This is a genomic window from Dyella sp. 2RAB6, from assembly GCF_052115385.1.
Taxonomy (GTDB): domain Bacteria; phylum Pseudomonadota; class Gammaproteobacteria; order Xanthomonadales; family Rhodanobacteraceae; genus Dyella_D.
The window spans coordinates 219,578-237,925 of record NZ_JBFRGP010000004.1; the positions used below are offsets into that span (position 1 = coordinate 219,578).

Consider the following 18,348-nt stretch of genomic DNA (forward strand, 5'->3'; position numbering starts at 1 on the left):
GGCCCCTTTTTTTTCCACTGGCTCGACGTAACGATCTCGTCATTCCGGCCTGCACCGGAATGACGCTACTCAAGGGCAAGCCGTGAGTAGCCAGGTTTTATTGCGTTGCGCAGCTCAGGCCCGATCGCCTTGCACCAGCGTGCTGGCCGACTGCGGCCGCGTCTCGGGCATCCGCACCAGTACCGGCAGTACAAGCAAGGCCACCACCGCGATCATCACGCCCGGGATTACCTTCCAACCGGTCGTTGCAATCAGCAGCTCGGCCAGGAACGGCGTCAAGCCACCGAAGATCGCCGTCGCCATGGTCACCCCCAACGCCAATCCGCTCAGCCGCCCCTCGCCAGGAAACTGCTCGGCCGTCGCCGGCGCGCCCACCGCGCTCACGCCGCCGGCGAGGCAGGCCAGCACGATCGCGCCGAGTGCGATATCGACTTCCGCACCGCGCGTCATCCACTCGAACATGCCCCAGGGCAACAGCATGCTGGCGACGGCCAGCCAGACCAGCACCGGCCGGCGCCCCACACGATCGGACAGCGCACCCGCCAGCGGCGTCACCAGGATCACCGCCACCGCGGCGAGCGTCGACAACCACAATGAGCGTTCCTCGGCGAGGATGCCCGACGAGCTGAGAAAAGCAGGCACATAGGTGATGCCCACGTAATAGGTGATCGAGCCCAGCGCCGAGATGGCGAAGGTGCGGAACAGGGCGGGGCGGTGGTTGGCCAGCGTAAGGCCGAGTGGCGATTCCGGTACGGTGTGTTGTTCCACCTGCCGCACGAAATCCGGCGACTCCTCCATGGTGGAGCGCGCGATCCACACGCAACCGGCCAGCGCTGCGCCGACGAAAAAAGGAATACGCCAACCCCATGCATCGAGCTGGGCCGTACTCATCGCGCTCACCGTCAGCGCCGAAACGCCTACCGCGAGCAGTGCGCCGATCTCGCTGGCGGCGGATGCCAGCGAGGTGATCAGCCCGCGCCGGTCCTGGCGTGCGCCTTCGAGCAGGTAAGCCACCACGCCGGTGTATTCGCCGCCGACCGAGAACGCCATGAAGCAGCGCAACAGCAACAGCAGCACGCCTGCGCTGGAGCCGATGCTCGCGTGCGACGGCAACAGCGCGGTCGCCAGCATCGCCAAGGTCATCAGCATCATCGACCACAGCAACGTGCGCCGTCGTCCGATCCGGTCGCCGATATGGCCGAACACCACCGCGCCCAGCGGCCGCATGGCGTAGGAGATGGCGAAGCCGGCCAGCGTAGCGAGCAGCGAGTTTGCGCCGCCGCCGAAGAACACCCGCGACAGCACGGTGGCGAAGTAGAGATACAGGGTGAAGTCGTACCACTCGACCACCGTCGAGAGAGCGGCGACCGCCATGGAGCTGCGGGAGATTTCGGCGGTGCCGGGCTGTGCGGTCATGCGGTGACGGTGGCCGGTACGGAAACCGCGATCCTAGCGCGATCCGCCGTACCCGGCCCGTCAACAGCCCCCCGGCCCGTACTGGCGTAGGTTGGGGTGAGCGTCAGCGAACCCCAACATCCCGCGCGATTACGCCACCACGCTAGGAAAGTAGACGTTGCGATCGAGATCCTCGATCAGTCCCGGTCCTTCCGGCATCCAACCCAAAGACGCACGCGTCTTCGCGCTCGACGCCGGAATATCCGCGCCAAAGAAGTACGCGAGAAACCCGAAATGCTCCTGCGCCTCCTCGCGCGACCTGGCCACCACCGGCAAGCCCAGGCGCCGGCCGATGACTTCGGCGATCAGTCGCGTCGGCACGCCTTCTTCCGCTACCGCGTGATAGCAGGTGCCAGCCGTGCCTTGCTCCAATGCCAACCGATAGACACGCGCGGCATCCAGGCGATGCACCGCCGGCCAGCGGTTCTGGCCGTCGCCGATATACGCCGATACGCCACGCTCCCGCGCGATGCGGATCAGCCACGGCACGAAGCCATGGTCGCCGTCGCCATGCACGGTGGGCGACAGGCGCACGATGCTCGAGCGTACGCCGCGCGCGGCCAAGCCCAAGGTCATGACTTCCATCGGCAACCGCGGCGAGCCATGCGAGGCCGGATCGGCCATGTCGTCCTCGGTGCCCACGCGACCCGGCGCGAGCAAGCCGACGCCGGTGGTGCCGATCAGCGGACGAGCGGAGCCCGCCAATGCCGCGCCCATCGCTTCGACGGCGTGGCGCTCGGTCACGGCGTTCTGCGCGTAGCGCGAGAAGTCGTGATTGAAGGCGGTGTGGATCACGCCGTCGCAGGTGGCAGCGGCTTGCGCAAGGCGCTCCGGCTCCTCCAGCGAGGCGTGCAGAATGTCTACGCCAAGCGCAGCCAATGTTGCTGCGGCGGCCTCTGAACGGACCAGGGCCAGCACTTTGTGACCCGCGGCGAGCAGGTCATCGACCACGGCGGAACCGACGAACCCTGTCGCACCAGTAACGAATACACGCACAATGCATCCTCCAGCTTTGGGATGCCCGGCATCGTCCTCGCGCGCCACGCACGGATGAAGTCGTGGCGTTATACGGGTATACGGACTAACAGGCTGGTCTCCACAGCCGAGGATCAGACGGCCATGAACACCCAGGTCGTGAACGACAACCTGCTGGGCGCGTATCTGCGCGATCGCCGCGAGCGGCTCGATCCATCCGCGCTCGGTTATCCGGCCAGCCGCCGGCGCACGCCGGGCCTGCGCCGCGAGGAAGTGGCGCAGCGCGCCAACGTCAGCGCAACCTGGTACACGTGGCTGGAGCAGGGGCGCGGCGGCGCGCCCTCGGACGAAGTGCTGGATCGTATCGCCAGCGCGTTGTTGTTGAACGATGTCGAGCGCGAGCACTTGTTCCTGCTGGCGCTCGGGCGGCCGCCGGAGATCCGCTACCAGGCCAGCGAAGGCGCGACGCCGCGCCTGCAGCGTGTGCTCGACGCGCTGCCCTACAGCCCCGCGATGGTGAAGACCGCCACCTGGGACGTGCTGGCCTGGAACCGTGCCGCGGCGGTGGTGCTGACCGACTACGGCAAGCTGGAGCCGGCGCAGCGCAACGTATTGCGTCTGATGTTCTGCAACCCCGACGTGCGCGCGCACCAGGTCGACTGGGAAAGTGTCGCGCGCTTCGTGGTGGCGGCGTTCCGCCTGGATGCGGCGCGTGCGGGTGCGGCGCGCAGCGTGCAGGCGCTGGTGGATGAGATGAGCGAACGCAGTGCAGAGTTCGCGGCGATGTGGCAAAGCCAGGAGGTGCAGCAGCATGGCGGCGGCACCAAGCAGCTGCGTCACGCGGCGCTTGGCACCATCGCGATGGAGTATTCGGCTTTTGCCGTCGATGGGCATCCCGATTTGAATATGGTGGTCTACAACCCGGCGACGCCGGAGGATGCGCAACGCATTCGCCGCCTGATCGAAGCGGCGGAGTCCAGCCGTAACGGTTGACGTGTAGAAGGTGTGAAGATGGCGGGTGGCGCGCCTCCGCCTCAGGGCCAGCCACATCGCGCGATTGTGATAGCGCTCTCTGCCTGGAGCCCGCAGCGGATCGCAAGATGCGCTGCAAGGGGGGGCGTCACATGGGGTTGCGCAGCATCGCCACGCGTCTGGCCGTCTGGGTACTGGCCGGCACTTTGCTGGTGGTCGTCGCCGGCGGTTTCCTGCTGTTCCGCGTCATGCGCCAGCAGATCCTCGAACAGAGCCACCGCGAGTCGGCGGTGCTGGCAGGAGACGTCAGCCATCGCATCCAGCATCGGCTCGACAAAGTCGTCGACTCCGCGCAGATGCTCGCGGCATTGATCGGCCCGCGGCCGGACGATGCGGAACCGCTGATTCGCGATGCCTTGCGGCACAACGTCGATCTCGCCGGACTCGCCGCTGCGTACGTGCCGGCATCGATCGACCCGCGTGCGCCGGGCCGTTCGCCGTTCGTCAGCCGCCAGGGCGACGGCGGCCTCGTCACGCGCGACCTGCTGAAGGACCCGGCGCCGTACTGGACGCAAAGCTGGTTCCGCAGCGGACTCGCTTGCTCCGTGGGTTGCTGGCAGCAACCGTTCTTTTCGCAATCGCGCCAACGCCAACTGGTCAACTATTCGGCGGCCATCCTGTCGGATGGCCGCGCGGTGGGCGTACTGAATGCCGATGTCACGCTGGAATGGCTGCAGGGCGTGCTGAAGAACTTGAACAAGCCCGAAGGCACCGCAGCCTTCGTGATCGATCAGCAAGGCGTCTATCTGGCCACCGATGGCCCGGCCCTGGCCGGGCCGCACGCGCAGGACGAGCTGGTCGCGGCGATGCGCGGCGATACGGCCGAGCCGGTGCGGCACGGGGGGCTGTTCGCCGCGCACCCCGGCTCGCCGGTGTGGATCTATCGCGCACCTATCGACGGTACCCATTGGCAGGTCGGCCTGGTGGTGCCGGAGCAGCGCATTTACGCCGGCGTGCGGCGCAGCTTTTCGGTGGCGCTGTCGGTAGGTGCCCTGGCCTTGCTCAGCCTGACCTTGCTCACCCTGGTGGTCACGCGGCGCGTGCTCAGTCCGCTGGGCGTGCTGACGGAACGCGCCGAACAGGTGGCGAAGGGCGCGCTGGATTTCGAATTGCCCACGGTGCGCCGCCGCGACGAGGTGGGCCGGATGACGCATGCGTTCGACCGCATGCGCCACGAACTGGCCGATCACCTGGCCGAGCTGGGCCGCGTGGCGCGCGAGCAGCAGCGCCTGGCCAGCGAACTGGAAATCGCCCAGCAGATCCAGACGGCGCTGCTGCCGGGCGCTCATTTCCTCGACGCGCGCTGCAACAACTTCGAGTTGCATGCCGTGCTCAAGCCGGCGCGCACGGTCGGCGGCGACCTCTACAGCTACTTCATGCTGCACGACCGGCGCTTCTACATCATGGTCGGCGACGTCTCGGACAAAGGTATTCCCGCGGCGCTGTTCATGGCCCGCGCGATCACCCTGGCCAAGGCGCTGGCGCCGCGCGCGCAGTCGCCGCAGCAACTGTTGCAGTTGCTCAACCAGGACCTGTGCCGCAACAACGACGGTTGCATGTTCGTCAGCCTGCTGTGCGGTCTGCTGGATACCGCCACGGGGCACTTCTCGATGGCGAGCGCCGGCCATGAACCGCCGGTGCTGTGGGGGGAGGGCGCGCCGCGCCTGCTGGAGATCGAGACGGGACCGGCGCTGGGCCTGGACGAGGATGCCGTCTACTGCTCGCGCCGGGTGCGTCTGCAGGCGGGCGAAACCTTGCTGATGTACACCGACGGCATCACCGAGGCGACCGATGCCGACCTGGGCATGTACGGCCAGGAACGCATGCTGGCGTGCCTGCAGCGCTATGCCGTGCAGGGCGAGGGCGATCCGGCGGGCTATCTGCTGGCCGATGTGGAAGCGTTCGCCGCCGGCCACGGGCAGGCCGACGACATCACCGTGCTGGCGTTACGCTGGCACCACGCCGGGGCGGAGGGGAGTGCATCCATGCTGGAGCTGACTATGCCTGCTTCCATCGACGCGGTGTTCGAAGCGCTCGCGCGCTGCGACGAACGGCTCGCGCTGGCGGCGGTCGACCACGGCGTGCGCGAGGACGTGCGCCTGGTGCTGGAAGAACTGATGGTCAACATGGCCGAGCACGGCCGTCCATCCACGGGCGAGGCGCGCATCGAGTTGCGCATGACCCTGGCCGCCGATGCCGTGCTGGTCGAGCTGCATCACGACGGCCAGCCCTTCAATCCTTTGTTGTCACCCGTGCCGCAGCTCACCGGCGACGTCGCCGACCGCGAGATCGACGGCGGCCTGGGCATCCACCTGGTGCGCGCCATGGCCAGCGATTTCAGCTACGCGCACGACGAGCAGGGCAACCATCTGCAGTTGCGTTTCATCCTTCCTTCCCGAACGGAGGCACGACTATGAGCTTCAGTCTGCACACCGATGGCCTGTCGCCCCAGCGCACCACCCTGCGCCTGCACGGCCGGCTCGACGCCCTGAGCTTCGGCGACTTCGACGGCGGCGCCGCGCCGGTGCTGGAACAGATGGGGCCGGGCGGCACGGTGGTGCTCGATCTTGCCGCGCTCGACTACATCAGCAGCGCGGGCCTGCGCAGCATCGCCAGGATCCGCAAGGCCATGCGTGCGCGCGAAGGGCATACCTTGCTGGTCAATCCGCAGCCGCAGGTGCGCAAGGTATTCGAGATCGTCAAGGCGGTGCCGGTGAGCGATGTGTTTTCCAGCGTGGAGGAGCTGGATGCGTATCTGGACCGGATTCAGAAGAGGGTGCTGGGTGGGGAGGACGAAGACGTTTGATGAAAAAATCCTTCTCCCTTGCGGGGAGAAGGTGGCGGCAGCCGGGTGAGGGGTCGCTCTAGGGGAAGCGTTTGTACGGAGCGAAGAAAAGCTCTTGGTCTTTGATGACCCTCAGCCCACCACTCCGCCCGCCCCTCACCCCAACCCTCTCCCCGGCGGGGAGAGGGGGCAGTAGCGTTGGACGCCCCTGCCGTTGGTCACCTTTGCCAACCCCGGCGAAGCATGTATACATTGTATACATGCCAAGACTCACCACCCCCGACAAGATCCTCCGCGCCGCCCACAAGCTGATGGACAAGGGTGGCGCCGACGCCGTCAGCATGCGTCGCGTGGCCGCGGCGGTGGGTATCACGCCGATGGCGATCTACCGTCATTTCCCCAACCGCGAGGCACTGCTCAAGCGCATCTCCGACGACAGCTTTGCCAGCGTCGCGCAGGACTGGGCAGAGCGTTCGCGCCATCCGGATATCTATCAAGGCTTGCGGCAGTCGATGGAGCAGTACCTCGATTACGCGCTGACCCATCCGAACCTGTTCGATCACGCCTTCTCCGTGCGCCGCGATGACGCACGCCGCTTTCCCGAGGATTTCCGCGACCGCCAATCGCCCACCCTGACCGTCATCGCCGACAAGCTGGCCGAAGGCATGCAGCAGGGGCTGTTCCGCGAGGCCGATCCATGGGACCTGGCGATGACGTTGTGGGGCCTCGGCCATGGCCTGATCGCGCTCTACCGCGCCGGCCGCTTCAGCTACGACCAGAAGCAGTTCCGTGCTTTCTATCTGCAATCACTGGAGACCGTGTTCGATGGCATCAAGTCCTGATCCGCGCCGGCTCGTCGCCGGCCTCGCCGCCACGGCGCTGTCCGCCCTGGCTTATGGCTTCGGCACCGGCCTGCAACCGCTGCCCTGGCTGACCTGGCTGGCGCCATTGCCGCTGGCCTTGCTGGCGCCGCACGTGAAAGCACGCTGGCTCGCGCTCGCGGCTTTCGTGGCCGGTGCGCTGGGTGCGCTCAACCAGTGGCATTACCTGCACGGCGTGATCGGCTTGCCGGTGCCGGCGATCGTGACGTTTACCGCGTTGCCTGGGGTGTTGCTGGCGCTGTGCCTGCTGTTCTTCCGCCGGCTGCTGCAGCGTGGCCACGGCATCGCTGCCGCGCTCGCGATGCCGGCGTTGTGGGTGGCGGTCGAGTACATCAACACGCAGACCTCGCCGCATGGCACCTTCGGCAATCTCGCCTACAGCCAGATGGACCTGCTGCCGGTATTGCAGCTGGCTTCCGTCACCGGCCTGTGGGGCATCAGCTTTCTGTTGCTGCTGGTGCCGGCGGCCTTGGCGGTGGCGTTGACGCGTAACGCAGCGTCGCGCACGCGCTTCGTGGCGGTCGCCATCGTGGTTCTGACCCTGGGCGCGACATGGGTCTACGGCTATGCGCGCCTGCAGGCGCCGGCGACGGAATCGATAAAGGTGGGACTCGCTTCGATGGAGAAGCCGGTTCGCCCCGCCTTGTCGGCACCGGAAGGGCAGGCGCTGCTGGAGCGCTACCTCGCCGCGGTCGACCGCCTCGCTGCCGCCGGCGCGACCGTCATCGTCACGCCGGAAACCGCCTTCGCCACCGGCGACACCACCGTGCCTGCCTTCGCCGAAGCGGCGCGCCGTCATGGCCTGCTCCTCGCTGCGGGCATCGATGCCAAGGGCGGCACGGACGGCGAGCGCAACGCGCAGTGGGTCTTCGGTCGCGTACTGCAGTCGCCGGCAACGTATGCCAAGCACCATCTGATCCCCGGCTTCGAGAACCAATACCGCCCCGGCACGGCCTACACCATGCTCGACGGCGCGCCGCGCATCGGCCTGGCGATCTGCAAGGACATGGACTTCCACGATATCGGCCGCGCCTACGCCGACCGCCAGGCGCAACTGCTGCTGGTGCCGGCCTGGGACTTCGGTGTCGACGGCTGGCTGCATGGGCGCATGGCGATCATGCGCGGCGTCGAAAGCGGCTTCGCCGTCGCCCGCGTGGCGCGTGCCGGGCGCCTCACGCTGAGCGACGATCGCGGGCGGGTGGTGGCGGAAGCGTCCAGCGAGCAGCATGATGCGGAGCTGGTCGGCGAGCTGCCGCTGCACGCATCGCACACGTTCTATGCGCAGTGGGGCGACTGGTTCGCCTGGGCGGACCTGGCACTGCTGGCGATCCTGCTGGTGTGGGCTTGCGTGGTGCCGCCCCGCTCGACCCGTACCTAGAGCTGTTACCGGAGATACGCATGCTTGCCTCGTCCGCCGAAGATTTCTGGATCGCCACGGACCACGGCCGGCTCTACGTGAAGCACTGGTACCCCGCGGCGGAAGACACCGCCGCGGCGCCGATCGTACTGTTCCACGATTCGCTGGGTTGCGTTGCGCAGTGGCGCGACTTCCCCGAGCAGTTGGCAGACGCAACCGGGCGGGGTGTCATCGCCTACGACCGGCTTGGCTTTGGCCAATCCGATGCGCACCCCGGCCATCTCGATGCCGGCTTCGTCGAGACGGAAGCCCACGGCGGCTTCCGCTTCCTGCGCGAGGCCTTGCGGCTGGACTGCTTCGTCGCCTTCGGCCATAGCGTGGGCGGCGGCATGGCGGTCGCCTGCGCGGCGGCCTGGCCGGAGGATTGTGCCGCGCTGATCACCGAGTCCGCCCAGGCCTTCGTCGAAGACCGCACCCTGCAAGGCATCCGCGCGGCCAGGCAAGCGTTCGCCGAGCCGGGCCAGTTCGAGCGCCTGCGCAAGTACCACGGCGACAAGGCGGCCTGGGTGCTGCAGGCCTGGACCGAAACCTGGCTGGCGCCGGATTTCGCCGCGTGGAACCTCGACGCGGCCCTGCGCCAGGTGAGCTGTCCGGTGCTGGCCATCCACGGCGACCAGGACGAATTCGGCTCGCCGCGCCATCCCGAACGCATCGCCAGCCTGGCCGCGGGGCCGGTGGCGAAGCACGTATGGGAAGGCTATGGCCACGTGCCGCATCGCGAGAATGCCGCCGCTGTGACCGCACTGGTGGCCGCCTGGCTGGGTGCGGGCAACGGCGGCTGAGGGCCGCTGCGCCATTAATCAAAACCTAACGCCCTGGGCGCATGCTCCTGCCTTCCTGTCCTGGCCGGGTGTGCCTGTGTATCTGTTGCTGGTGGAAGACGATGCGATGCTGGGCGAAGCCATCTGCGATGGCATTCGCGAACAGGGCTGGGCGGTCGACCGGGTCAACGACGCGGGCTCCGCCAGGGCCGCGCTGATCGACCATCCGTATACGGCGGTGCTGCTCGATATCGGCCTGCCCGGCGATTCCGGACTCACCGTGCTGCGCTTCCTGCGCGAGCGTTACGACGCGATCCCGGTGCTGGTGCTCACGGCACGCGGACAACTCAGCGACCGCATCCGCGGATTGGACGCCGGTGCCGACGACTACCTGGTCAAACCCTTCCAGCTCGGCGAACTGCTGGCCCGCGTGCGCGCGGTGGCACGGCGCAGCGATGGATTGGTGGTGCCGACACTGCGGCACGGCGAGGTGGTACTCGATCCGGTGCGGCGGCGGGTGACCAAGGATGGCGAAGCAGTGGCGCTCAGCGCGTACGAATACCGCATGCTGCTGACCTTGCTGCAGCGCGCCGGCCACGTGGTGACGCGCGACGAACTGGAGAAGGCCATCTATGGCGACCGCGCCGTGGTCGGCAGCAATACCGTTTCGGTCTTCGTGCACCAGTTGCGCCGCAAACTGGGCGACGACCTGATCGCCACCGTGCATGGCCACGGCTACACCCTCGGGGAAGCGCCGTGAGGTCGCTGCAATGGCGCATGCTGGCGGCGCTGGGCCTGGTGATCGTGCTGGCCTGGTCGATCTCCATCGCGATGTTTGCCGCCGTGCTGGTCTCCGGGCGGGCGAATTTCTGGCACGAGCATCTGGACTGGCTGGGCCAGGCCCTGGTCGGCAGCCTGCCGGATCACTGGAAACCGGAGGCGCCGCCGCACGCGCTGCCGAATGCGGCCCAGCTTCCCGGGCGTGGCGGCGATCCCAGCGGCATCCTTACCGCCATGCTGCTCAACACCGTCGAGCTGGCCATCGTCGGCCTGTTGATGTGGTGGGCGGTGGTCGCCTCGCTGCGGCCGCTGAAGGCGATCTCGGCGGAGATCGGCCGGCGCCGGGCCTTCGATGCCGCGCCCTTGCCCACCGAGCGGGTGCCGTCTGAGCTGCGCCCGCTGCTCGTCGCGTTCAATGCGCTGCTTGGCCGTGTCGACACTGCCATGAAGGCCGAGCACCAGTTCATCGCCGATGCCGCGCACGAGTTGCGCACGCCGCTGGCCGCGCTGCACGTGCAGGCCGACGTGGCCTTGCTGGCTGGCACGCTGGAGCGCAAGGACGAAGCGCTGCGCAAACTGCTCGATATCGCCCAGCGCAGCCATCGCCTCGCCGAGCAGCTGCTGGACCTGGCCCGGCTGGATGCGGGCCTGCATGCGTTGAGCGTGCAGCGCATCGACCTGCTGGAGCTGGCCAATCACGTCGTCGACGAATTCGTGGTGCGTGCGGAAGGTCGCGGCACGCGGCTGTCGATCGACGGCACCTCGTGCTGGGTGCGCTGCGACGTCGACGAGATGGGCATCCTGATTCGCAACCTGATCGACAACGCATTGCGGCACGGTCGCGCGGACGGCGCGGTGGAAGTGAGCTGCAGCCAGGTGGTGCGTGAGGACGGTACCCATCCGGTACTGGAAGTGGTCGACGACGGACCGGGCGTGCCTGAGAGCGAACGGGTAGTGATTTTCGAACGCTTCTATCGCGCCAAGGGCAGCGTCGTGCGCGGCAGCGGCATCGGCCTGTCGCTGGTGGTGCGCATTGCCGAGCTGCACGAGGCGAGCATCGAGACTGGCGCCGGCATGGGCGGCGCCGGCCTTTGCGTCCGCGTGGTCTTCCCGCCGCAGGACTGATCGCGTCAGTGGTTGTTCAAGTCCACGGCGCAGGCCTAATCAAATCCTAAAACCCTCTTCCTAGGCTTCACCTCGAAGCGCCGCTCGCGCGCCGCTCGACCCGAAGACTTCGTCACGCGGCGCTGGCCGCGTCACCCATGCACAGGAAGGGACTATGCGTATCCACCTCAAGGCGCCCGGCGCCATCTTTTTTTGCGCTACCGTGTTGGCGCTGGCCGGCTGCGCCACCACGCGGCCGATGCCTTACCAGGGCATCGAATCCTCCGGTTATCTGCGCCCCAATGAGGATACGCACCGCGGCCACCAGCCCTATGTGTACGACACGCGGGTGGACTGGAGCCAGTACCGCAGCTTCGTGCTGGATCCGGTGAATATCTATCGCGGCCAGGACCAGCAGTTCGGCAAAGTCGCCGAGCAGGACAGGCAGGCGCTGGCCGGTTATATGCAGGAGCAGTTCCAGGCGAAGCTGCGCGAACGCTATGCGCAGGTGTCCGAGCCGCGGCGCGACACGCTGCGCATCCGCGTCACGCTGACCGGCGCGCGCGCCTCGACTACTTTCATCAGCACCTTTACCAGGATGGATATCGGCGGTGCGCCGTACAACGCGGTGCAGGCGGTGCGGGGCAGGGAAGGCCTGTTCACCGGTTCGGTCAGCTACGCGGTGGAAATCTATGACGCCTCGTCGCAGCGCCTGCTCAAGGCTTATGTCGACAAGCAATATCCGAACGCGATGAATATGAAGGCCACGTTCGGCGCCATGAGCGCGGCCAGGACCGGCATCCAGAAGGGCGCCGACAACCTGCTGCAGAACCTGCAATGAGCGGGGCCGGGCCATGCGCACGCATCCTTCCCTGATCGTCTGCCCGCATTGCGATGCCGTGTATCGCCGCCCCGCGCTCGCGGCGGGGCAGGTGGCACGCTGCGGCGAATGCGACGCGGTGCTGCACCGCGCCGCGCGGCTCGATATCAACGGCTGGGTCGCGCTCACGGCGGCGGCGGCGATTCTGTTCGTGCTCGCCAATATCTTTCCGGTGATCAGCGTGGGACTGCAGCCCTACCGCAACGACGCCACGCTGTGGCAGGCCACCGCTGCGCTGGTGCATGGCGCCTGGGCGCCGTTGGCATTGCCGGCGGTGGCGGTGGCCATCGTGGCGCCATTCGCGCAGATCACTCTGCTTGGCTGGGTGTTGGCTTATGCATGGCACGGGCGGCGTGCGCCGGGCTTTCGCTCCGCCATGAAGGCACTGGATTGGCTGCGGCCATGGAGCATGCTGGACGTGGCGCTGCTGGGTGTGGCCGTGGCGGCGATCAAGCTGGCGGGCATGGCCGAGGTGGCGATCGGCCCGGGCCTGTGGGCGATGGCCGCGCTGATCGGCGTCACCGCCGTCACCGCCAAGGGCGATCCACGCTGGTTGTGGGAGGCGACGGAGTGAGCTCGCGGCCACGCGCGTGGCGCCTGGGCATGCTCGGTTGCCGCGTCTGCGGGCTGGTGGTTTCCGCGCCGCTGCAAACCGGCGGCAGGTCGTTGTGCCCGCGCTGCCGCGCCGAACTGCAGCCGCCTTTCAGCGGCGGGCTCGGACGCGTCTGGGCGTTGTGGATCGCCGCGCTGATCTTCTATGTGCCGGCGAATCTGCTGCCGGTGATGGATATCCGTGCGCTCGGCGAGGTGGAGCACGCGGCGACCATCCTGGGCGGCGTGGCGGAGCTGTGGCGCGATGACTCGTATGGCATGGCGTTGGTGGTGTTCGTCGCCAGCGTGCTCATCCCGGGTGTCAAATATCTCGCCCTGGCCTTCCTGCTGCTGACCGTGCGCCATGCCAACGGTTGGGCCAGGCGCGCGCGGGCCAGGCTTTATCGCTGGCTCGAAGCCGTGGGCTATTGGTCGATGCTCGACGTGCTGGTGGTTGGTCTGCTGGTCAGCCTGGTGCAGTTCCAGGCGCTGGGTGAGATCCAGCCGCGCGCGGGTATTTTGTTCTTCGGCATGTCGGTGGTGCTGACGATGCTGGCGACGCAGAGTTTCGACGCGCGGCTGATCTGGGATGAAGGGGGTGGGGAGGACGCGGCTTGAGCGATCGGACTTATGTCCGGTGTATGCCGCTGGCGCAGGCAGCGATTCAGGCCATCCCATTGCAGCGGATCAACAGCACCTGCTTCATATCCGCGTCGTAGACCACATTGATCTGCGCGCAGCTGCCGTCATGGATGCCCGGCACGTCCTTCGATGTCGCGACGATTTTGACGCCGGCGACCTGGCCCCTGATGCCCTTGCGGACGAAGGTACCGAACAGCAGGCGGTGGCCATCGCTGTACTCGCCGTAGTAATAGCGAGCGTAGTTGCCGAGTACTGTGTCCCTGGGCATGCGCAACTGCGGTTCGACCTCGGCGACCAGGGCGGCCGTGGGCGTCCAGGGTTTGTTCTCGGGTTCGTCAGCCGGCGACGTGGCCATGCCTGCGCTGCTCCACAGCAGTGCCGCGAGGGCGGTCGCCAGCACGTGGTGTATCCGTGCGGCGTATCGATGAGCCGTCATGAGCGGTGATCCTTCAGCCGTTGCCAATGGATGGTCCGCCTATATTCCCGCTGGCCGGCCCTTTCCGCCAGCCGCTCACGGCTCGCCGCACGGCCCGCACGTATCGCCGCATTCCGCTGGCGTGCGTCTGTTCGAAGCCGGCTTAATCGCGGCACCCCCGCCGATCCGGAGTTGCCGTGAAACCCCTGCTTCCCGCGTTGTTCCTGCTCGCTGCGTCCCTGGCTCCCGTGCATGCCAAGGAGGCCGCCAACGTCCCCCAAGCCCGTGCCCAGATCCAGCAGCTGGTGGAGCAGTTCAAGACCGCCATCAAGGCCCATGACGGCGAGGGCATGGCCAAGCTGTTCATGCCCGGTGGTTCCTGGTTTCAGTCCCTGGACGATGCCTCCTGGGCGAAGGTCAAGACCAGGGAGCCCAACGCCAGGCAGGTGATGCCGGACGACTACCAGAAGTTCTCGCAGTTCGTGGGCAAGGCGACCAAGCCGATCGAAGAGACCTTCGATAACGTGCGTATCGAAACGGATGGCACCATCGGCACGGTGTACTTCGATTACGTGTTCCTGCAATCGGGCAAGCCCACCAACCACGGCGCCGAGACCTGGCAGCTGGTGCGCACGCCGGATGGCTGGAAGATCAGCGCCATGCTGTATTCCGTGGTATTGGATGACATGCGCTGAGCTTCGGGCTAGGGTGCGCCGTAGCCGGCGACGGACCGGCGCACCCTCTGAGCACGAAAGCCATGCACGCCTCGCCGACGCGACCTGCCGTTCCACCGTTCTGGCTTCCGCTCGCGGCGGGTCTGCCGATCACCTTGTGCATGGCGGTGATGGCCTTGCCCGAGCTGGGGCATGCGTATGCCGGCGCCTATCGGGCGTTTTTTGCGGTGGCTTACCTGTTCTGGATCGTGCCGCTGAGCGCATTGCAGCGCAGGCTATGGCAGCGGCGTACGTCGGCCTGGGCCACGGTGGGCGTGCTGTCGGTGGCGACCTATGTGCCGTCGGTGATCAACAACGGCATCGGCGGCTTGGCCGCTTTGCATCTGGGGCTGGTGCCTTCGTTGCCGCTGCAGCGCATCTTCACCGGGCTGGACGGCTGCTGGCTGGCGCTTATCGCGTTCTGTGCCATCCATGCGCTGGTGCTGCATTACACCGAGTTGCAGCATTCGCGGCTGCGCGAGGCGGAAGCCGCCCGTTTCGCGCGCGAAGCGCAACTGCGCGCCTTGCAATACCAACTGCAACCGCACTTCCTGTTCAACACCCTCAACAGCATTTCCTCGCTGGTGGCCGAAGGCCGCGGCGCGGATGCCACGCGCATGCTCGCGCGGCTGGGCGATCTGCTGCGCGATTCGCTGGAACGCAGCGATGCGCGGGAGGTGACCCTGGCGGAGGAGCTGAGCACCACCGAGCATTACCTGGATATCGAGAAAGCCCGCCTCGGCCGCCGCCTGAAAGTGGATACGCGCATCGGCGCCGGCGTGTTGCATGCGCTGCTGCCGCCGCTGTTGCTGCAACCGCTGGTGGAGAACGCGATTCGCCATGGCATCGCCCCGCGCGTGGAAGGCGGCACGCTGGCGCTGCAGGTCGAGCGGCAGGACGACTGGCTGAGCATCGACTTGCGCAACGATGGCGTGGCGCCGAGTGACGCGCACGGCGAACGCAACGGCCGCTCGGGCGCGCTGGGTTTGAACAACGTGCGCCAGCGGCTGCTTGCGCTATATCCCGAAGCGCATGACTTCCAACTGCACTTGGCCGACGATGGTTCCTGCCGCGTCAGCATCCGCCTGCCGCTGCGCCTTGCCCCGCCGTCCCGCGGCGCGGAAGCGCTCAGCGCATGATGCGCGTGCTGGTGGTCGACGACGAACCGCTGGCGCGCGGCGGCGTGCGCGCGCGCTTGACTGCGCATGCCGACATGCAACTGGTGGGCGAGGCCGCGGATGGCGAGGAAGCGGTGCGGAGCATGGCAGCGCTGCGGCCGGACCTGGTCTTCATGGACGTCCAGATGCCCGGCCTCGACGGGTTGGCGGCATTGCGCAGTTTGCCGCCGGCAGAGCGTCCGCTGGCCATCCTGCTCACCGCCTACGATCACTTCGCGGTCGGCGCCTTCGAGATCCAGGCGCTGGACTACCTGCTCAAGCCGATCGACGACGAGCGCTTCCGCGAGTCACTGGACCGGGCGCGCGCGGCGTTTCGCCATCGTGGCGTGGGCGAGGCGGCGCCGGTGGCTTATGCCAGGCGCTTCAGCGTGCGCACCGGCCAGCGCATCGCCGTGATCGATGCGGACGAGATCGACTGGATCGAAGCCAGCGACGACTACGCCGGCCTGCACGTGGGGCCGCGCGTGCACCTGCTGCGCGAACCCTTGCATCAATTGGCCGGCCGGCTGGACCCTGCGCAGTTCGTGCGCATCCATCGCTCGGCGATCGTCAAGCTGGACCGGATTGCCGAGCTGGAGCCGCTGGTCAACCGCGATTGCCTGTTGCGCTTGCGCGACGGGACGCCGCTGCGGGTCAGCCGGACGTATATCGATCAATTGAATGCTGCACTGGCGAGCCGGTGATGGCGTAGGATCGGCGAATACCGGATGCAGGGAAGGGAGCACGGTGGTCAGGAACGTCTTGGCATGGGGCTTGATCGTGCTGCTGCTCGTCGTGGGCGGCTTGGCGATTGGCCTTGGCCATTCCGTCAGCCAGCGCGCCGAGGAAACGGCGCAGCCGCGGCCGATCCTGCTCTGGTTCGAGACAGGCGGCATCGTCGATATCGATGAGCGGCGATCCAGGCTGACGCGGTGGCAGGACCCCTGGCGGCTGGCCCTGGTACTCAACCCGCAAGCTCCTGTCCGCATCGGCGCTGACGACAGCATTCCGTTTGCGGTGGTCGATGAAGCCATGGCCGAGGCGTGGCGCCAGCGGATGCCGGATATCGGCTATGCCATCGACCAGAACGGGCAGGCCCTGGTGCTATCCAGGTTGGTGCCGGCCGATATCCAACCGCCAGGTCCGCATATCCTGTCCATCGACGCGGATGGGCGGATGACCCTGGATGACACGCCTGTGGATGAACGCGCTATCGGCGAGTGGCTGAAACTGTCGGCCGTGCCGGGCTACCCGCGGGGGGCGGGTACGCCGATCGAGCTCAAGGTCGATCAGCTCACGACTTATGGAAGCGTCCGGCGCGTGTTGACGGTGCTCGCGGCGAACGGGCCGCGCCGTATCGTGGATTTCGGGCAAGGCAGCAAGCTTGTGCGCCAGTTGCAGCCTGCTCCGCCGGAACATCCGATAGCCACGCCGAATTGCCCGCAGCCGTCGAAGTTGGCTTGCCGATAGGCGCCTGGCTGGCGTTCGGCCATGCCGCGGCCGCGTCAGGGTGATTTGTGTCCGGCGCCGGTCGCGTTATGCACTGCCACCGCGATGGTCTTCAGCGCACTTTCGGTGCCTTCGCAGGTGTCGTTGGCGAACAGGGCGAAACCTTCGTCCTGCGCCGGAAACAGCACCATCTGACTCGACATGCCGCCGCTGCCGCCGCCGTGCGCGAGCATTGGCTGACCGGCTTCGTAGGCCAGGTTCCACGGCATGGCTACGCCTTCCCGCGCGGTGCCGACCAAGGGTTGGCGGATGCGCTGCACGACCGGGTCCTTTGCATCGAGCTGCCATTGCACGTACTTCGCCATGTCTTCGGTGGTCGAGTACAGGCCCCACGCTGCGCCGGCGTTGCGCAGGTGGTAAGGCATCAGGCGGCCTTCTCGATTGAAGCCTTGCAGCAGGCGCGCGCGGTCGGCGCCTGCCACGGCGAAGCCGGTGGCGTTCATGCCCAAGGGCGTGAGCAGCCGTTGGCGCATCAAGGTCTCGAAGGGTTGCCCATAGACTTTCTCCAATCCCAGGCCGATCACCAGGTAAGCGACGTTGGAATAGGCCTCGGTGCTGCCCGGTGCGCTGCGCAGGTGGATGTCGTGCAGCGACGAGAGCAGGGTGTCGCGATTCAATCCTTTCTGCAGTGCGATCAGTTCGTCGGGCAGGGTGTTGAAATCTTTCTTGGCGAAGATCGCGTCCGAGTCGGGGATGTCGCGTTGCATACCGGAGCGATGCGTGATCAGGGTCGCCAGCGTGACCGGCTTGTCCTGCCAGGCCAGGTTGGCGTAGTCGCCCGGTAAATAGGGGCGGAAGTCCGTGTCTACGCGCATCTTTCCTTCCTCGACGGCTCGCGCGGCGAGCGCACCGGTGAAGGTCTTCGTGACGGAGGCAATTTCGTAGATGCTGTGACGGTTTGGCAGCGTGTCGCCGTGCGGCCTGGTCGCGCCATAGTCGTAGAAGAAGCGGCCTTGCCGCGTTACGGCGACGAGGGACAGGCCGACGTGGCAGCGGTTGTGGAAGTAGTCGGTGGCTGCGGTGTCGACGGCGCGGTCGAGAGCGGAGTGGCGGGGGTTGTCACTCGCTGTGAAAGGCTTGGACACCTCGTCCGCACATAGCGTAGTGGCGCAGAGCAGCGCGGCGAGGCCGATCAAGTGCGTGGCTTGATGGCATGGCGACATGGCTTGCTCCGGTGGCAACCGAGGGTTGGCTGGGGCCATGGTCCCTCATGGTCGCTGCGTAGCCTTGTGTCGGAGGTCATGGCGGGTG

At 67.1% G+C, this 18,348-nt stretch carries 19 protein-coding genes; 15 read left to right on the top strand and 4 right to left on the bottom strand.

From position 1 onward, the window contains the following. Nucleotides 1-114: 114 nt before the first annotated feature. On the bottom strand, nt 115-1,416 hold the full coding sequence (locus AB4083_RS08770; protein ID WP_441607404.1) for an MFS transporter: 1,302 nt from the start codon (nt 1,414-1,416) through the stop codon (nt 115-117). 129 nt (nt 1,417-1,545) lie between these two features. Continuing rightward, nucleotides 1,546-2,451 carry an SDR family oxidoreductase gene (locus AB4083_RS08775; protein ID WP_441607405.1) on the bottom strand — a complete coding sequence of 302 codons (906 nt, stop codon included), beginning with the start codon at nt 2,449-2,451 and terminating at the stop codon, nt 1,546-1,548. Nucleotides 2,452-2,574: 123 nt separating this feature from the next. Between AB4083_RS08775 and AB4083_RS08780 the strand changes: the two genes are divergently transcribed. The 11 genes from AB4083_RS08780 to AB4083_RS08830 all read left to right on the top strand — a co-directional run bounded on the left by AB4083_RS08780 (nt 2,575) and on the right by AB4083_RS08830 (nt 13,279). Further along, entirely contained in the window at nt 2,575-3,423 is an 849-nt protein-coding gene (locus AB4083_RS08780; RefSeq protein ID WP_441607406.1) for a helix-turn-helix transcriptional regulator, read from the top strand. 131 nt (nt 3,424-3,554) lie between these two features. Further along, complete coding sequence (locus AB4083_RS08785) at nt 3,555-5,879, top strand: SpoIIE family protein phosphatase (RefSeq protein WP_441607407.1); 2,325 nt, start codon at nt 3,555-3,557, stop codon at nt 5,877-5,879. Next, complete coding sequence (locus AB4083_RS08790; protein ID WP_441607408.1) at nt 5,876-6,268, top strand: STAS domain-containing protein; 393 nt, start codon at nt 5,876-5,878, stop codon at nt 6,266-6,268. Before AB4083_RS08785 ends, AB4083_RS08790 begins: the two co-directional genes overlap by 4 nt. Before the next feature lie 239 nt (nt 6,269-6,507). Next, nucleotides 6,508-7,089, top strand: a complete 582-nt coding sequence (locus AB4083_RS08795; protein WP_441607409.1) for a TetR/AcrR family transcriptional regulator — start codon at nt 6,508-6,510, stop codon at nt 7,087-7,089. Beyond that, complete coding sequence (locus AB4083_RS08800; protein WP_441607410.1) at nt 7,073-8,506, top strand: nitrilase-related carbon-nitrogen hydrolase; 1,434 nt, start codon at nt 7,073-7,075, stop codon at nt 8,504-8,506. The genes AB4083_RS08795 and AB4083_RS08800 overlap by 17 nt, the downstream gene beginning before the upstream one ends. A 20-nt stretch (nt 8,507-8,526) precedes the next feature. Continuing rightward, entirely contained in the window at nt 8,527-9,327 is an 801-nt protein-coding gene (locus AB4083_RS08805) for an alpha/beta fold hydrolase (protein ID WP_441607411.1), read from the top strand. 76 nt (nt 9,328-9,403) lie between these two features. Then, nucleotides 9,404-10,066, top strand: a complete 663-nt coding sequence (locus tag AB4083_RS08810; protein WP_441607412.1) for a response regulator transcription factor — start codon at nt 9,404-9,406, stop codon at nt 10,064-10,066. Further along, nucleotides 10,063-11,211 carry an ATP-binding protein gene (locus AB4083_RS08815; RefSeq protein WP_441607413.1) on the top strand — a complete coding sequence of 383 codons (1,149 nt, stop codon included), beginning with the start codon at nt 10,063-10,065 and terminating at the stop codon, nt 11,209-11,211. The genes AB4083_RS08810 and AB4083_RS08815 overlap by 4 nt, the downstream gene beginning before the upstream one ends. A 154-nt stretch (nt 11,212-11,365) precedes the next feature. Then, nucleotides 11,366-12,031 carry a DUF3313 domain-containing protein gene (locus AB4083_RS08820; protein WP_441607414.1) on the top strand — a complete coding sequence of 222 codons (666 nt, stop codon included), beginning with the start codon at nt 11,366-11,368 and terminating at the stop codon, nt 12,029-12,031. 13 nt (nt 12,032-12,044) lie between these two features. Continuing rightward, complete coding sequence (locus AB4083_RS08825; protein ID WP_441607415.1) at nt 12,045-12,644, top strand: paraquat-inducible protein A; 600 nt, start codon at nt 12,045-12,047, stop codon at nt 12,642-12,644. After that, nucleotides 12,641-13,279, top strand: coding sequence for a paraquat-inducible protein A (locus AB4083_RS08830; protein ID WP_441607416.1), 639 nt, complete (start codon nt 12,641-12,643; stop codon nt 13,277-13,279). The genes AB4083_RS08825 and AB4083_RS08830 overlap by 4 nt, the downstream gene beginning before the upstream one ends. Before the next feature lie 46 nt (nt 13,280-13,325). Here AB4083_RS08830 and AB4083_RS08835 read toward each other — a convergent pair whose 3' ends face one another. After that, nucleotides 13,326-13,739 carry a hypothetical protein gene (locus tag AB4083_RS08835; protein WP_441607417.1) on the bottom strand — a complete coding sequence of 138 codons (414 nt, stop codon included), beginning with the start codon at nt 13,737-13,739 and terminating at the stop codon, nt 13,326-13,328. A gap of 176 nt (nt 13,740-13,915) precedes the next feature. Between AB4083_RS08835 and AB4083_RS08840 the strand changes: the two genes are divergently transcribed. The 4 genes from AB4083_RS08840 to AB4083_RS08855 all read left to right on the top strand — a co-directional run bounded on the left by AB4083_RS08840 (nt 13,916) and on the right by AB4083_RS08855 (nt 17,058). Then, on the top strand, nt 13,916-14,413 hold the full coding sequence (locus tag AB4083_RS08840; RefSeq protein WP_441607418.1) for a YybH family protein: 498 nt from the start codon (nt 13,916-13,918) through the stop codon (nt 14,411-14,413). A gap of 62 nt (nt 14,414-14,475) precedes the next feature. Then, nucleotides 14,476-15,570: a sensor histidine kinase gene (locus AB4083_RS08845; protein ID WP_441607419.1), complete on the top strand. Its 1,095-nt coding sequence runs from the start codon at nt 14,476-14,478 to the stop codon at nt 15,568-15,570. Next, a complete protein-coding gene (locus AB4083_RS08850; protein WP_441607420.1) occupies nt 15,567-16,292 on the top strand; it encodes a LytR/AlgR family response regulator transcription factor in 726 nt (241 codons plus the stop codon). Before AB4083_RS08845 ends, AB4083_RS08850 begins: the two co-directional genes overlap by 4 nt. A gap of 70 nt (nt 16,293-16,362) precedes the next feature. Next, nucleotides 16,363-17,058 carry an ExbD/TolR family protein gene (locus AB4083_RS08855; RefSeq protein ID WP_441607421.1) on the top strand — a complete coding sequence of 232 codons (696 nt, stop codon included), beginning with the start codon at nt 16,363-16,365 and terminating at the stop codon, nt 17,056-17,058. A 35-nt stretch (nt 17,059-17,093) separates the two neighbouring features. Here the strand turns inward: AB4083_RS08855 and AB4083_RS08860 are convergent, their stop codons facing one another. Next, the gene (locus tag AB4083_RS08860) at nt 17,094-18,233 is read right to left on the bottom strand and encodes a serine hydrolase domain-containing protein (RefSeq protein ID WP_441607422.1); all 1,140 of its coding nucleotides are present in this window, start codon (nt 18,231-18,233) and stop codon (nt 17,094-17,096) included. Nucleotides 18,234-18,348 lie beyond the last annotated feature (115 nt).

Coding starts and splice junctions, on each gene's coding strand:
- AB4083_RS08845 (WP_441607419.1), top strand. CDS start 14,476: ATGCACGCCTCGCCGACGCGACCTGCCGTTCCACCGTTCTGGCTTCCG.
- AB4083_RS08800 (WP_441607410.1), top strand. CDS start 7,073: ATGGCATCAAGTCCTGATCCGCGCCGGCTCGTCGCCGGCCTCGCCGCC.
- AB4083_RS08805 (WP_441607411.1), top strand. CDS start 8,527: ATGCTTGCCTCGTCCGCCGAAGATTTCTGGATCGCCACGGACCACGGC.
- AB4083_RS08835 (WP_441607417.1), bottom strand. CDS start 13,739: ATGACGGCTCATCGATACGCCGCACGGATACACCACGTGCTGGCGACC.
- AB4083_RS08795 (WP_441607409.1), top strand. CDS start 6,508: ATGCCAAGACTCACCACCCCCGACAAGATCCTCCGCGCCGCCCACAAG.
- AB4083_RS08785 (WP_441607407.1), top strand. CDS start 3,555: ATGGGGTTGCGCAGCATCGCCACGCGTCTGGCCGTCTGGGTACTGGCC.
- AB4083_RS08850 (WP_441607420.1), top strand. CDS start 15,567: ATGATGCGCGTGCTGGTGGTCGACGACGAACCGCTGGCGCGCGGCGGC.
- AB4083_RS08825 (WP_441607415.1), top strand. CDS start 12,045: ATGCGCACGCATCCTTCCCTGATCGTCTGCCCGCATTGCGATGCCGTG.
- AB4083_RS08770 (WP_441607404.1), bottom strand. CDS start 1,416: ATGACCGCACAGCCCGGCACCGCCGAAATCTCCCGCAGCTCCATGGCG.
- AB4083_RS08780 (WP_441607406.1), top strand. CDS start 2,575: ATGAACACCCAGGTCGTGAACGACAACCTGCTGGGCGCGTATCTGCGC.
- AB4083_RS08820 (WP_441607414.1), top strand. CDS start 11,366: ATGCGTATCCACCTCAAGGCGCCCGGCGCCATCTTTTTTTGCGCTACC.
- AB4083_RS08790 (WP_441607408.1), top strand. CDS start 5,876: ATGAGCTTCAGTCTGCACACCGATGGCCTGTCGCCCCAGCGCACCACC.